Genomic DNA, 14,179 nt, shown 5'->3' with positions numbered 1-14,179 from the left:
GGGTGTGGGGGTGTGGGGGTGTGAAGGAGCATGCGCATGACAACATGACGTTGAGAACTGAACGCGGCCGACGATCCGTCGCGACGCTTTGTTCAGTACTTGATTTAAGGCACCCCCCGAGGAGCCGTCAAGGAGTTGGTGCAGACCAACCTGTGCCGTCGGTCGTCTGCGCCCGCGCCAGATACGGCGCCGTGCGGCTGCCCGGCGCCCCCGCCACCACCGCAGGCGGCCCGGACGCGACGATCCTGCCGCCCTCCTCGCCACCACCGGGTCCCAGGTCGATCACCCAGTCCGCGCCCGCCACCACCGCCATGTCGTGCTCGACGACCACCACCGAGTGGCCCGCGTCGACCAGGCCGTGCAGCTGACGCATCAGGACCTCGACGTCCGCCGGGTGGAGTCCGGTCGTCGGCTCGTCCAGGAGGTAGAGCGTGTGACCGCGCCGGATGCGCTGCAACTCGCCCGCCAGCTTGATGCGTTGGGCCTCGCCGCCGGACAGCTCGGTCGCGGGCTGGCCCAGGCGCAGATAGCCGAGCCCCACGTCGAGCAGGGTCCGCAGGCTGCGGGCGACCGCCGGGGTGTCCGCGAAGAAGTCCGCGGCCGACTCGACGGTGAGGTCGAGCACCTCCGCGATGTTCCGCCCCTGGTAGGCCACTTGGAGCGTCTCGGGGTTGTAGCGCGCGCCCGCGCAGTCGGGGCACGGCGCGTACGTACTGGGCAGGAAGAGCAGTTCCACGCTCACGAACCCCTCGCCCTGGCAGGTCTCGCACCGCCCGCCCGCGACATTGAACGAGAAGCGCCCCACGCCGTAGCCCCGCTCGCGCGCCGCGTCCGTGGCCGCGAACACCTTGCGTACGACGTCGAAGAGGCCGGTGTAGGTGGCGAGGTTGGAGCGGGGCGTGCGGCCGATCGGCTTCTGGTCGACGGACACCAGGCGCCCCACGCCCTCGAGTTCCTCGGAGATCTCGCCGATGAGCGTGGACTTGCCCGAGCCGGAGACACCGGTGACGGCGGTGAAGGTGCCGAGCGGGAACTCGGCCGTCACCTCACGCAGGTTGTGGCGGCTGACGGGCCCGACCTTCAGCCAGCCACGGGGCGCGCGCGCCTCCCGTACCGGTCCCGGTTCGCGCCCGAAGAGGAAGCGGGCCGTAGCGGACTCCGCGACACCCGCGAGGTCCGCCACCGGTCCGCTGTGCAGGACCTGACCGCCGTGCTCACCCGCGTGCGGCCCCACATCCACGAGCCAGTCGGCATGACGTACGACATCGAGGTGGTGCTCCACGACGAAGACCGAGTTGCCCGCGGCCTTGAGCCGGTCGAGCACGGTGAGCAGCGACTCCGTGTCCGCCGGGTGCAGTCCGGCCGACGGCTCGTCCAGGACGTACACGACGCCGAAGAGCCCGGAGCGCAGCTGCGTCGCGAGCCGCAGCCGCTGCAGCTCGCCCGTGGAGAGGGTGGGCGTCGCGCGGTCCGGGCTCAGATAGCCGAGCCCCAGCTCGGTGATCGTGGCGATCCGTGCGAGCAGGTCGGCGGCCAGGACACGGGCCGCCTCCGAACCCGTCGCGCTCTCAAGCGTCTTGGCCAGCTCGGACAGCGGCAGCGCGGCGAGGTCGGCGATCGTGCGGCCCGCGAACGTGACCGCCATCGCCTCCGGGCGCAGCCTGCTGCCGCCGCAGGCCGGGCAGTCGGCGCTCTCCAGGAAACGCTCGGCCCTGGCGCGCAGCGTCGGGCTCTTGGAGTCCGCGAAGGTCTTCATCACATAGCGCCGGGCACTCATGTACGTGCCCTGGTAAGGGCGTTGGATGCGGCCGGCGTCCCGCACGGGGTGCACGGTCACCACCGGCTGCTCGTCGGTGAACAGGATCCAGTCCCGGTCCCGCTGCGGCAGTTCGCGCCAGGGGATGTCGACGTCGTGGCCGAGGGTGTCGAGGACGTCCCGGAGGTTCTTGCCCTGCCAGGCGCCGGGCCAGGCCGCGATCGCGCCGTCCCGGATCGACAGGGACGGATCGGGGACGAGGAGCCGCTCGCTCGTGCGGTGTACGCGGCCAAGGCCGTGGCACTGAGGGCAGGCCCCGGCGGCCGTGTTCGGCGAGAAGGCGTCCGAGTCGAGGCGCCCGGCGCCCTCCGGATAGTCGCCGGCGCGGGAGAAGAGCATGCGCAGCGAGTTCGAGAGGTTCGTGACCGTGCCCACCGAGGACCGGGAGGTGGGCGCCGAGCGGCGCTGCTGGAGCGAGACGGCGGGCGGAAGCCCCGTGATCTCACCGACCCGCGGCGCGCCCACCTGGTGGATCAGCCGCCGGGCATACGGGGCGACGGACTCGAAGTAGCGGCGCTGGGCCTCCGCGTAGATCGTGCCGAACGCGAGCGAGGACTTCCCCGAGCCGGAGACGCCGGTGAAGACCGCGAGGACGTCGCGCGGAATGGCGACGTCCACGTCGCGGAGGTTGTGCTCCCGGGCGCCACGCACACGTACGAACGGATCGTGGGGGCTGTGCATGGGGCGGACTCCGTACGCGGCTCGGGGGCAAACCCCACGATTCTAGGCCGCGGCCAGACCCGCGACCCGGGCGAGCCGCCGGTAGGAGTCGAGGAGGCCCTCACGGTCGTGCGTACTGGTCGTGACCAGCACTTCCTGCGCGCCGCTCTCCTTGATCAGCGTCTCGAGCTCGTCGGCCACCTGCTCCTCCGTGCCATGGATGTGACCGACGAGCCCGGATTCGTAGAAGCCACGCTCCTTCTCCGTCATCGTCATCCCGGGGGACTCGACGCGCTCGGCCGGGGGCAGTGGCGGGAAGGTGCCGTGCGTGCGCGAGTACGCCATGGACCAGGCTTCCGGTATCAGCAGACGGAGGGCCGCTTCGGGCGTCCCGGCGACGGCGATGGTGCCCGACACGATGACGTACGGCTCGCTCGACCACACCGAGGGCCGGAAGGACGCGCGGTAGTGCTCGATGCCGCGGAGCATCTTCTCCCGGCTCCGGATGTCGCCGATGACCATGGGAAGCCCGGCCTCCGCGGCGATGGTGGCGCCTTCGCCGATGGCCAGGACGAACGGCGGGACGGTGAGGCCCTCGGCGGGGCGGGCATGCGCGCCGGTGTCCGACGTGCCGCGGAACCAGCCGAGGAGCTCGGTGAGCTGCGCCGCGAAGTCCTCGGCGTTGTGCTTGTCCCGGCCGAGCGCCTTGCGCACCCCGTCGGTGAAGCCGACCGACCGGCCGAGCCCCATGTCGATGCGCCCGGGGAAGAGTGCTTCGAGCACCCCGAACTGCTCGGCGACGATGAGGGGTTGATGATTCGGCAGCATCACGCCACCGGTGCCGACCCGGATGGTGCGCGTCGCCGCAGCGACGGCCGACGCGAGCACGGTCGGCGCCGAACCGGCCACACCCGGCACACCGTGATGCTCGGACACCCAGAAACGGTGATAGCCGAGACCTTCGAGCTCCTGGGCCAGCAGCACGGTGTCGCGCAGCGCCTCGGAGCCGTCGTGCCCCTCGCGGGTGCGGGAACGGTCGAGGACGGAGAACCGGGTTGCTTCGATCACTGAGCTCACGGAAGGTTCAACGCCTGAGCGCCGCCAGGATTCCCGCCGGGCCGAGTGGGTCCCCGTGGAAAATTGACCGGTGTGTGTCGGAGCGTGGTCACCAGGCGAATGCCCCGGGTGCGGGCTTGGCCCCGTTGGGTGCGGGCGGGGGAACAGCTGGTCGAGCTAGGCCAGGATGCCGTCGTCGAGCGTGATGTGCGGTGCGCGCGGTGAGCCGTCGAGCTGCGCCGCCGTCCGCGGGCCGATGACGGGCCCGGTCACGCCCTCCTGCGCCGGCAGCCAGGCCAGCCCGACATGGGCCGGGTCCGAGGGGATCCAGGCATTGCCTACGCTGGGCGCGTGACGGAAGACAGTAGGCCACTGGCCGTATTCGACCTGGACGGCACCCTCGCGGACACCGCGCACCGGCAGCACTTCCTTGAGGGGAAGCCGCGGGACTGGACCGCCTTCTTCGCCGCGGCACCGGAGGATCCGCCGCTGGCGCAGGGCGTGGCGCTGGCCCTGGAGAGCGCTCAGGAGTGCGAGGTCGGCTATCTCACGGGCAGGCCGGAGCGGTGCCGCAAGGACACCGTGGCGTGGCTCGCGGCGCAGGGGCTGCCCGAGGGGCGGATCTGGATGCGGCCCAACGACGACCGGCGGCCCGCGCGCCGCACGAAGCTGGAGCTCCTCCAGAAGATCGCCGCGAAGCGTCAGGTGCGTGTGCTCGTGGACGACGACGAGCTGGTGTGCGACGAGGCCGAGCGGGCGGGCTTCAAGGTCGTACGGGCACGCTGGGCGAGCACGTCCGCCGCGCTCAAGGACGCTCAGGAGCGGGAGGGGCGGACGTGACCTGACGGCGGACGTGACGTGACGTGACGTGACGGCGGATGTGACGTGACGTGACCTGACGGCGGGCGGCCTCAGGCGCTGTCGCCGTCCTCGAGGCGGAATCCGACCTTCAGGCCCACCTGATAGTGCTCGATCTGCCCGTTCTCGATCTGGCCGCGCACCTGGGTGACCTCGAACCAGTCCAGGGAGCGCAGCGTCTGCGAGGCGCGGGCGATGCCGTTGCGGATCGCCTGGTCGACGCCCTCGTGCGAGGTGCCGACGATCTCGGTCACCCGGTAGGTGTGGTTGGACATGAGGGTGTTCCTCTCCTCCATGCGGTGGCGTCACATCGGTGGGGTGACGTCACTCCACCGTGCCCCACCACGCGGCGGTGCGCGAGGCGGTGGGCGCCGGATGTTCGGCTGCCGCGCCCAGGGCGAGCCGGGAGACGACGCGGTAGCGGTCGCCGCGGTAGAGGGAACGCACGTACTCGACGGGGCGGCCCTCGGTGTCCGTGGTGATCCGGTCGAAGAGCAGCGCGGGGGAGAGCTCGGGCACGCCGAGCAGCTCCGCCTCGGCCTCCGTCACCACCGTCGGCTCGATGGACTGCACGGCGTGGGCCGGGCGGATCCGCAGTGCCTCGCGGAGATGGGCGTAGAAACCGGACTCCATCTGCTCGGGGGTGAGCCCCGGAGCAAGCGCGGCCGGGATGTACAGATGCTCGAGCGCGATGGGCTCGCCGTCGACGAGGCGCAGCCGTGCCACGTACACCACATCGGCGGCGGGCGAGACGCGCAGCTTGCGGCCGGCCCGCGCCCCGGCCCGGACCGTGCTGAACTCGACCACCCGGCTCGACCAGCCGCCCGGAGCCCGCGGCGCGGTGAGCGGGCGGCTCGCCGAGATCAGCTCCTGGGTGACCTTGGCGGGCGCCACGAACATGCCGCGACCGTGTTCGCGTACGAGAAGTCCCGAGGTCACCAGTTCGTCGACGGCGGCGCGCAGGGTGGGCCGCGATACGCCGAGGTCGGCGCAGAGGGTGCGCTCGGAGGGGATCGCGTCGCCGGGCCTGCGGGTCTCGATCAGGTCGAGCAGGACCTCCCGCACGCGCTCGCGCTTGAGCATGCGGCCGCCGGGGGTTCCTTGGTGGTCATGGTGGTCCATTGATGCCGTCCGCCCCTCCAGAGAGTCCTGCGCAGCGCAAGTCCCGCCAGCACAAGGGGACTTGACGCCCCCATTGGTCTATGCCACCTTCAGTCCTCGTGAGTGGTCAGCTTACCAATTGGTCAATTGGTCCATGGCATTCCGAGAGGGATACGGCATTCCGAGAGGAACCAGGTAGATGAACCGACACCGCTCCAGAGTCACCTTCCGGCCGCGTACGGCCGTCGCGATCGCGGCGGCCGCAGGCCTCGGCTTCGCGGGGCTCGCCGCACTGCCCGCCTCCGCCGCCCCGGACGACAGCTCCCCGGCGGCCGCCGACGCGACGCTCTTCGACGACTTCGCGTACTCCGGCCACACCGACCCGAAGATCTCCGAGCACGGCTGGAGCATCCGCTCCGACGCGGGTGGCCCCGGCGTGCCCGGCGCCACCTGGGCGCCCGAGAACATCACCTTCCCCACCGCGGACGGCAACTCCGTGATGAACCTGGAGACTTCGACCGCGGGCACCGGGGATTCGACGAAGCAGACCGAGATCCTCACCAAGGCGGTCAAGTTCAGGAACGGCACCTACGCGGCCCGCGTGAAGTACGCCGACGCGCCGAAGTCGGGCCCCGACGGGGACCACCTCGTCCAGGCGTTCTTCTCCATCAACGACCTCAAGGCCCCGATGGCCGACGACTACTCCGAGTACGACTTCGAGTATCTGCCCAACGGCGGCTGGGGTGAGCCGGCGAACATCCTCTACACCACGTCCTGGGAGACCTTCAATCCCGAGCCGTGGGAAGCGGTCAACCAGCACACCGAGGTGCGGCAGAGCTACGAGGGCTGGCACGACGTGGTGTTCACCATCGACGACAGCGCCATCAAGTACTACGTAGACGGGCGGCTGTTCGGCACGCATGACGCCAAGTACCTGCCGGAGCGGCCCATGTCCATCAACTTCAACCAGTGGCTCATCGACCTCGCGGGACAGCCGGGCACCACTCCCCGTGCCTACGACCAGCAGGTCGACTACGTCCTGCACGTCAAGGACCAGGTCCTGACCCCGGACCAGGTGAAGGAGCGGGTCGGCGCCTACCGCGGCACGGGCACGACGTTCGAGGACACCGTGCCGTTCACCCCTTGACCGACTCATTGGTACAGACCAAACTTCAGCCATACCCGTTCGAGCCTCGAGCTCACCCCCACGTCGGGCCGACCTTCCCCTGTCCGCAGGCAGAAAGTGACCGACGTGAAACCGCTCCGCCGCACCGTCATGTCCCTGTCCCTCGTCCTCGCCGCCACCGCGCTGCTCCCCGGTTGCGGTGTCCTGCCCGGCGGGGAGGACGAGCAGCGCACCATCACCGTCTGGCTCATGAAGGACAGCGCGTCGGCCCGGTTCATCGAGCGCTTCACCGCCGACTTCGAGCAGGAGCACGCGGACATCGACCTGGAGATACGCATCCAGGAATGGACCGGCATCGGCGACAAGGTCAAGGCCGCGCTCAAGGCCGAGGACGGCCCGGACGTGATCGAGGTCGGCAATACGCAGGTCGCTCAGTACGTCGATGAAGGCGGGCTCTACGACCTCACCCTGGAGTCCGCGCGCGATCTCGGCATGAAGGACTGGCTGCCGGGTCTCGCCGAGCCGGGGCGGTACAACGGCAGTCAGTACGGCGTCCCTTGGTATGCCGCCAACCGGGTCGTCATCTACAACAAGGACCTGTTCGCGCGGGCCGGGATCGAGCAGCCGCCCAGGACGCGCGCGCAGTGGCTCGCCGACACGCGACGGCTCGACTCCGGGGGGAATCAGGGCATCTATCTGGCGGGCCAGGACTGGTACACCCTGTCCGGCTTCATCTGGGACGAGGGCGGTGAACTGGCCAAGGAGACGAACGGGGTGTGGCGGGGCAGCCTGCACTCGCCCGCGGCGCTGCGGGGGATGGAGTTCTACCGGCAGCTTCAGGCGCTGGGCTCGGGTCCCCGCGACGCGGACGAGGAACATCCGCCGCAGGCAGGGGTGTTCGCGCGGGGCGACGTCGCGCAGATCGTCGCCGTGCCGGGGACGGCGCGGGCGATCGAGGAGAAGAATCCGGAGCTGAAGGGGAAGCTGGGGTACTTCCCCATCCCCGGGAAGACGGCGGGCAAGCCGGGGGCTGTCTTCACCGGCGGGTCCGATCTCGTGGTGCGCGGCAAGACGGACGACCGCAAGGGTGCGGTCGCCGTGATGGAAGCGCTCGCCGGGAAGAAGTGGCAGACGGAGCTTGCCCGGACCATGAATTACGTGCCGAACAAGACGACGCTGGCCTCTGCCGTGGCGGGGGAGCCGGGGGTTGCCGCGATGGCCGCGGGGGCGGCGCGGGGGCGTGCGACTCCGGCGTCCCCGAAGTGGGCCGCCGTGGAGGCGGAGAACCCCATCAAGGCGTACATGTCGAAGGTGCTGGGCGGGGGTGATCCGGCGGCGGAGGCGGGGGTGGCTTCCCGCCGGATCACCAGGGCGCTGGACGTCAGCGGGCCGTGAGGGCTCTCTTTACCCCGCCACACTCAACGACAGCGCGAAGCGAGCCCTCTCATCCGTCCACCAATGCGTCAGCTTCAGGTCCGCGGAGGCCAGTTCCGACCGCACCCCTTCCTCACGGAACTTCGCGGAGATCTCCGTCCGCATCTCCTCGTGCCGCTCGAAGTCCACCGCCAGGTCGAGCGCCGGGATCTTCACCGTCTGCGCGGCCCTCGACCGCAGCCGCATCTCGATCCACTCGTGCTCGCGGTCCCAGACGGCGACGTGCGAGAACGCGTCGGGGTCGAAATCGGCGCCCAGTTCGCGGTTGATCACGGTCAGCACGTTCTTGTTGAACGCGGCCGTGACACCCGCCCCGTCGTCGTACGCGGAGACCAGAACCGACTCCTCCTTCACCAGGTCCGTGCCGAGCAGCAGCGCGTCACCGGGGGAGAGCAGGGCGCGTACCGAGGTGAGGAACGCGGCGCGCTCCGCCGGGAGCAGATTGCCGATCGTGCCGCCGAGGAAGGCCACCAGACGCGGGCCCGGCGTGCCGGGCAGGGCGAGGCCGCGGGTGAAGTCGGCGATCAGGGCGTGCACGTTCAGCGACGGGCGCGAGGCGAGGAGCGTGTTCGCCGCGCCGGTCAGCGCGCTCTCGCTGACGTCCACGGGGACGTACGTGTGGAGCGAGGGCAGCGCGTCGATGAGGTGGCGGGTCTTCTCCGAGGAGCCCGAGCCCAGCTCGATGAGGGTGCGCGCGTCCGTCACGGCGGCGATCTCCCCGGCCCGCGTCTGCAGGATCTCGCGCTCGGCGCGCGTCGGGTAGTACTCGGGGAGTGTGGTGATCTCGTCGAACAGGGCGCTGCCGCGCGCGTCGTAGAACCACTTGGGCGGCAGCGTCTTGGGCGTACGGCCGAGGCCGTGCAGGACGTCGGCGCGCAGGGCGGCGTCGGTGGCGTCCTCGGGCAGGGTGCGGGTCAGCAGGAACGGGCTCACGCGGTGGGCTCCTTGAGCGGGGTCAGCAGAACATCGGTGCGGCTGGCGGCGAGCAGCGTGCGGTCGGGGACCTGACGCCAGTGGGGATCGTCGTCGTAGGGCTCGGAGGCCACGACGGTGCGGCGGCCCGGTTCGGTGAGATACCAGAGGGTGTCCCCCCAGGCGGTCGCGGTGATCGTCTCGCCGTTGGTGAGCAGGAGGTTGAGGCGCGATCCGGGGGCCGCCTCGGCGACCTCGACGACGGTGTCCGCGAGGGCCTGCCCCTCGTCGTCGCCGCCGCGCAGCCGGTGCAGGACCAGGGCCCACACCAGCGCGGAGTCGCAGCGGGCCTCCATCGAGAGCAGTTCGACCGGCGGCAGGCCCGTGGTGAGCGGGGCGAGTGAGCGGGGCCAGCCCGCCACCGCGCCGTTGTGGCTGAACAGCCAGGCTCCGGCGGCGAACGGCGCCGCCGCCGCTTCCCCGTCGGCGCCCGCCACGGTCGCGTCCCGCACCGCGGAGAGCAGGGCGCCGGACCGTACGACCCGGGCGAGGTCCGCGAAGGACCGGTCGCCCCAGATCGGCCCGGCACGGCGGTAGCGGGCGGGCTCGGGATCGCCTTCGGCGTACCAACCCACCCCGAATCCATCGGCGTTGACCGTGCCGTAGCGCTGCTGCCGGGGCGCCCAGGACTGGCGGAACAGGCTGTGCGCCGGCTCCACCAGGAGCTTGCCCAGCGGCTCCTGGGGGCCGAGGTACGCGAGGTGACGGCACATCAGACGACCTCCGCCGGGCCGGCCCCCGCCGGACCCGCGTCACGCGCCGTGCGGAACCCGGAGAAGATCTGCCGGCGCACCGGGTGGTCCCAGTTGCGGAACGTGCCCCGGCAGGCCACCTCATCCACGGAGAACGCCCCGCCGCGCAGCACCTTGTAGTCGCCGCCGAAGAACACGTCCGAGTACTCGCGGTAGGGGAAGGCGGCGAAGCCCGGATAGGGCAGGAAGTCGCTGGACGTCCACTCCCACACGTCGCCGATCAACTGGCGTACGCCGAGCGGAGATTCACCGGCCGGGTAGCTGCCCGCGGGCGCCGGCCGCAGATGGCGCTGGCCCAGGTTGGCGCGCTCGGGCGTGGGGTCCGCGTCGCCCCACGGGTAGCGCGTGGACCGCCCTGACGCCGGGTCGTGCCGGGCGGCCTTCTCCCACTCCACCTCGCTGGGCAGCCGCCGGCCCGCCCAGCGGGCGTAGGCGTCCGCCTCGTACCAACTGACGTGAAGCACCGGCTCGTCGGGCGGCACGGCCTCCACCGTCCCGAAGTGGCGGCGCAGCCACTGACCCGCGTCGCGGCGCCAGAACAGCGGCGCCGAGAGCTTGTTCCCCCGGACCATGTCCCAGCCCGCGGGGGCCCACCAGCGCTCCTCCTCATAGCCGCCCGCGGCGATGAAGCGCTGGAACTCCGCATTCGTCACCGGCGTCGTGTCGATGAAGAACGGCGGGACCAGACGGTGGTGCGCCGGGCGTTCGTTGTCCAGCGCCCACGGCTCGGTGGACGTGCCCATCGTGAACGGGCCACCGGGGACCAGGACTTCGGCCGGTCCGGTGAACGGCGGCGCGGGGGCGGGATCGGGGGCGGTGAGCGCCGTCGGGCCCGAGCGCAGCTGATGGGTGATCAGCATCGTCTCGTCGTGCTGCTGTTCATGCTGCGCGATCATGCCGAACGCGAAGCCCGCGTCGGTCAGCGGCGAGCCGCTCAGCGGCGTGCTCTCCAGGACGTCCAGTGCGCGCCCGCGCACCTCGGCCGCGTAACGGCGGGCCTCGGCGGGGGCGAGCAGCGGCAGGGTCGGCCGCTCGGCGCGGGGATGCTCGAACGCGTCGTACAGACCGTCGATCTCCGGCCGCATGGCGTCACGGCCCGCCACCGCCCGCAGCAGCCACAGCTCCTCCTGGTTGCCGATGTGCGCGAGGTCCCAGACCAGGGGCGACATCAACGGCGAGTGCTGTGCGGTCAGTTCGGGGTCCTCGACACACGTGGTCAGGAGCGAGGTGCGGTCCCGGGCGGCGAGCAGCGCCGCCAGGGCGCGCTCCCGAAGGGAATCGGGGTCGCTGACGGTTCCGGTCATCGGAGACTGCCCTTCTCGTGCTCGTTCTCGTTCTCGGAATCGGGCTCGTAGCCCCGGACGCGGCCCTCCGCGTGATGGCGGTCGAGCACGTCGTCGGCCGGGCAGCGGCCCCGCGCGACATAACGCTCGGCGTACGCGGCCACCGCGTCCCGCACCTCGTCGCTCGCGCCCATCCGGGGCAGCGCGTCGACGGCGGCCGCGAAACAGGCCGCCGCGGCCTCGCGCAGCTCCGGATCGGCAAGGCCGTGCCGGGCGGCGTCCAGATACAGCGGGCTGCGCGGCGCCGCGGGCGCCCCGGGCGGGCAGGCGCGCTCGGCCAGCGGCTTGACCGTGCGATAGGCCGTCTCGGCCGCCTGCGGATCGTCGAACAGCGCGCTCGTCACGGCGAGCGGCACGATCCAGCCGTCCTCGCCCGGCTGCGCGTCGACCATCCGCAGCTCCAGGTGGCCGCGTGGGCGTACGGGCGGGAAGAGGGTCGTCAGGTGGTAGTCGAGGTCATCGCGCGTGGGCGGGCGCGGGGAGCCGGAACGCGCCCAGGCGCGGAAGGTCAGCCCTTCCGGGGCGGCCCAGTCCACGTCGTCGGCGTCGTCCTCCTGCGCCTTGACGCACATCACCGGCGCGTCCAGGGCGTGCCGCGTCCAGGCCGCCCGCGGTTCCGCGTCCAGCGGCGGCGCGGCGGACGTGCCCGGGTCGATGGCGGCCCACACCGCCTGCCGGGTGGAGCGCCAGCCGGTGGCACGGCCGTCCTGGAGCGGCGAGTTGGCGAACGCGGCGACGAGGACGGCGCCGAGCAGATGCGCGAGCCGCCAGCGCCGACCGTAGCCGAGCGGCCCCGGCTCCTCGTGCCCCGCGTCCAGACAGATCTGCACGGACGCGGTGGAGCACATCATGCGCCGCCCCGCCGGGCCCGCGCGGTCGAGATACGACTCCATCGCGTCATAGCGCGGACGGTGCAGGATGCGGGTCGGCGGGCGCCACGGATCGGCGCCCATGCCGGTGAGCGTCAGATTCAGGGATTCCAGTCGGTCGCGTAGGACGGACAGATCGGCCGACACGGCCGATACGCACTCCATGAGCGAGGCGGCGGGGAGCGAGCTGAGCTCTAGCTGGCCGCCCGGTTCGACGGTGATCAGGGAGTGCAGGGGCAGGGCCCGCAGTGCGGCGTAAGCCGCTTCGAGGCGGGCGGGGGAGATGGGGACTCGGAGCCGGTGCGGCTCGTGGATCAGCCATTCCAGTTCGACACCGGTGGCGCGGGGTGGTCCGGTCTTGAAGCAGATGCCGCTGACCAGCGCCTCCGCCTCGGCCTCGGATACCGCGGTGCCGTACTTCGCGCGGTAGGTCGTACAGTCGCCCTCTGGCATGCAGGGGTCCTCCTGTTCACAGTTCCGCCTGGTCCGGCGGTTGCGGACCACCCCGGTCAACTCGATATGGGGTGGACCGAGTTGGTCTTGAGCCGGAATGCTCCGTCCCACCCAAGACCTTGTCGGCCGTTCGCACAAGAGTGCCCCTGGGGTCGAGTCGGCGCCAGGGAATTCTGTTGCGGCGGACGATGCGAACCGCTCACCATGCGTTCATGTACGAGTCGGGGGACAGGCATGTACGAGTCGGGGTACGGACGGGGGAGCGAGCATGAGTGCCCGCCTGCGCGGGATCGCGCAGCAGACCGAGGAGATCGTCGCGGCGGGCCGGTATGTCTCTGCCGGTGGCCGCGATGTGGCGATCGCGCACTGGGTGGACGCCGCGCGCTCCGGCACGCGGTTGTTCGGACCCGCCGCGGTGCGCGTGACGCCGCCCGAGCCGATCTCCACGGTAGTCGAGGTCACGGCCGAGAGCAGCTTGGAGGCGGCGCGCAGGCTCACCACCAGGGAGAACACCCCGGTGGCCGTCCTGAACTTCTCCTCCGCGCGCAATCCCGGCGGCGGCTATCTGAACGGGGCCCAGGCCCAGGAAGAGGCGCTGTGCCGCGCCTCCGCGCTGTACACGTGCGTGCGGTCGGCCCGGGAGTTCTACGACCACCACCGGGCCCACCGCGACCCGTTCTACAGCGACCGCGTCATCCACTCCCCGGCCGTCCCGGTCTTCCGCGACGACCGCGGACGGCTGCTCGACGAGGCGTACACCGTCGGCTTCCTGACCTCGGCGGCACCGAACGCGGGAGTCGTCAGACGGCAGACACCCGAGCGCGCCGGGCAGCTGCCCGACGCCCTGCTCGGCCGCGCCGAGCGGGTCCTGGAGACCGCCGTGGCCTGCGGCTACCGGCGGCTTGTGCTCGGCGCGTGGGGCTGCGGGGTCTTCCAGAACGACCCGGTGGACGTGGCGGACGCGTTCCGCGTGCAGCTCGATGAAGGCGGCCGGTTCCACGGGGCCTTCGAGCACATCGTCTTCGGGGTGCTCGACCGCACGCGCGGCGCGGTGACGCGGGCCGCCTTCGAGGAGGCGTTCGGCAAGGGATTCCAGGGCGCCGCTCAGCGCCAGCCGTAGCGCTCCTGGAGCCGCCGCACGACCAGGTTGAACCGCATCCGGTCGATGGCGCACGCCTCGCGCCGCATGCCCTTCTCGTGCACCCGGAGCACCCGGTCGATGTCGACCCAGGAATCACGGCCCTCGCGGTCCCACGGACCGCTGCCGATCGGCACCCACTCCCTGTCGCCGTCGTGCCGCTTGCTGGACAGCTGCACGGCGAGCAGCGTGCCGCGCGCCTCGCGGGCGACGACGAGAACGGGACGGTCCTTGCCCCGCCCGTCGTTCTCCTCGTACGGCACCCACGTCCAGACGATCTCGCCGGGGTCGGGATCGCCGTCATGGGCAGGGGCGTACGCCGTCTGCACCCGGCCCACCTCGCCGGGCTCGGCCTCGGTGGTGGCGGTGCGGCCTGCGCGGCCGGGGTTCGCGGACATCCGCGGGTCATCAATGTCGGCAGTCACGCGGGCCACCGTAGAGCCTGTCTGGCCCAACCCGCAGGGCGGGTCCGCCCGATGACCCGCAGGCTCGGTCCATGGCGCCACCTCGACACCTTCCTCGCGCACGGGTCATCGCCCTGCTGGCCCTGTGCGGCACGGCACTTGCCGCGACGCTGCCTCCCCCCGTCGCCCCCTCCGCC

Annotated in this window: 12 protein-coding genes and 1 pseudogene; 4 read left to right on the top strand and 9 right to left on the bottom strand. The window is 71.6% G+C overall.

Features of this window, described 5'->3' with window-relative positions:
- Positions 1-127: 127 nt before the first annotated feature.
- Both E2651_RS32450 and E2651_RS32445 read right to left on the bottom strand, forming a co-directional pair.
- On the bottom strand, positions 128-2,497 hold the full coding sequence (locus E2651_RS32450; RefSeq protein ID WP_135334836.1) for an excinuclease ABC subunit UvrA: 2,370 nt from the start codon (positions 2,495-2,497) through the stop codon (positions 128-130).
- Between the two features lie 42 nt (positions 2,498-2,539).
- Positions 2,540-3,553, bottom strand: coding sequence for an LLM class flavin-dependent oxidoreductase (locus E2651_RS32445; RefSeq protein WP_135334835.1), 1,014 nt, complete (start codon positions 3,551-3,553; stop codon positions 2,540-2,542).
- Between the two features lie 330 nt (positions 3,554-3,883).
- Between E2651_RS32445 and E2651_RS32435 the strand changes: the two genes are divergently transcribed.
- Positions 3,884-4,372, top strand: coding sequence for a hypothetical protein (locus E2651_RS32435; RefSeq protein WP_135334834.1), 489 nt, complete (start codon positions 3,884-3,886; stop codon positions 4,370-4,372).
- 71 nt (positions 4,373-4,443) lie between these two features.
- Here the strand turns inward: E2651_RS32435 and E2651_RS32430 are convergent, their stop codons facing one another.
- Together E2651_RS32430 and E2651_RS32425 are read right to left on the bottom strand one after the other, a co-directional pair.
- Positions 4,444-4,665 (bottom strand): dodecin, encoded by a 222-nt coding sequence (locus tag E2651_RS32430; RefSeq protein WP_135334833.1) that lies wholly within the window; start codon positions 4,663-4,665, stop codon positions 4,444-4,446.
- Positions 4,666-4,714: 49 nt separating this feature from the next.
- Positions 4,715-5,473, bottom strand: a complete 759-nt coding sequence (locus E2651_RS32425; protein ID WP_245239371.1) for a GntR family transcriptional regulator — start codon at positions 5,471-5,473, stop codon at positions 4,715-4,717.
- A 361-nt stretch (positions 5,474-5,834) separates the two neighbouring features.
- Between E2651_RS32425 and E2651_RS32420 the strand changes: the two are divergent.
- Both E2651_RS32420 and E2651_RS32415 read left to right on the top strand, forming a co-directional pair.
- Positions 5,835-6,638: pseudogene (locus E2651_RS32420) on the top strand (glycoside hydrolase family 16 protein); the annotation flags it as partial.
- A 129-nt stretch (positions 6,639-6,767) separates the two neighbouring features.
- On the top strand, positions 6,768-8,012 hold the full coding sequence (locus E2651_RS32415; protein WP_135334838.1) for an extracellular solute-binding protein: 1,245 nt from the start codon (positions 6,768-6,770) through the stop codon (positions 8,010-8,012).
- A 9-nt stretch (positions 8,013-8,021) separates the two neighbouring features.
- On the opposite strand, the gene egtD is transcribed toward E2651_RS32415, so the two are convergent.
- From egtD to egtA, 4 genes are read right to left on the bottom strand one after another with little or no spacing between them, the layout of a single operon-like run.
- Positions 8,022-8,984, bottom strand: a complete 963-nt coding sequence (gene egtD, locus E2651_RS32410; protein WP_135334830.1) for an L-histidine N(alpha)-methyltransferase — start codon at positions 8,982-8,984, stop codon at positions 8,022-8,024.
- Positions 8,981-9,736, bottom strand: a complete 756-nt coding sequence (egtC, locus tag E2651_RS32405; protein WP_135334829.1) for an ergothioneine biosynthesis protein EgtC — start codon at positions 9,734-9,736, stop codon at positions 8,981-8,983. The genes egtD and egtC overlap by 4 nt, the downstream gene beginning before the upstream one ends.
- Positions 9,736-11,079, bottom strand: a complete 1,344-nt coding sequence (gene egtB / locus E2651_RS32400) for an ergothioneine biosynthesis protein EgtB (RefSeq protein WP_135334828.1) — start codon at positions 11,077-11,079, stop codon at positions 9,736-9,738. Before egtB ends, egtC begins: the two co-directional genes overlap by 1 nt.
- Positions 11,076-12,440, bottom strand: a complete 1,365-nt coding sequence (gene egtA / locus E2651_RS32395; RefSeq protein WP_135334827.1) for an ergothioneine biosynthesis glutamate--cysteine ligase EgtA — start codon at positions 12,438-12,440, stop codon at positions 11,076-11,078. The genes egtB and egtA overlap by 4 nt, the downstream gene beginning before the upstream one ends.
- Before the next feature lie 268 nt (positions 12,441-12,708).
- On the opposite strand from egtA, the gene E2651_RS32390 reads away from it, so the two are divergent.
- The gene (locus E2651_RS32390) at positions 12,709-13,560 is read left to right on the top strand and encodes a TIGR02452 family protein (RefSeq protein WP_135334826.1); all 852 of its coding nucleotides are present in this window, start codon (positions 12,709-12,711) and stop codon (positions 13,558-13,560) included.
- On the opposite strand, the gene E2651_RS32385 is transcribed toward E2651_RS32390, so the two are convergent.
- On the bottom strand, positions 13,545-13,976 hold the full coding sequence (locus E2651_RS32385) for a type II toxin-antitoxin system PemK/MazF family toxin (protein WP_135334837.1): 432 nt from the start codon (positions 13,974-13,976) through the stop codon (positions 13,545-13,547). The two genes, E2651_RS32390 and E2651_RS32385, sit on opposite strands and share 16 nt — an antisense overlap.
- Positions 13,977-14,179: the final 203 nt, after the last annotated feature.

The sequence above is a fragment of the Streptomyces sp. MZ04 genome (genome assembly GCF_004684775.1).
Taxonomy (GTDB): Bacteria; Actinomycetota; Actinomycetes; order Streptomycetales; family Streptomycetaceae; genus Streptomyces.
The sequence above is the reverse complement of the archived record's forward strand: the minus strand, read 5'-3'. Positions and strand labels throughout refer to the sequence as shown.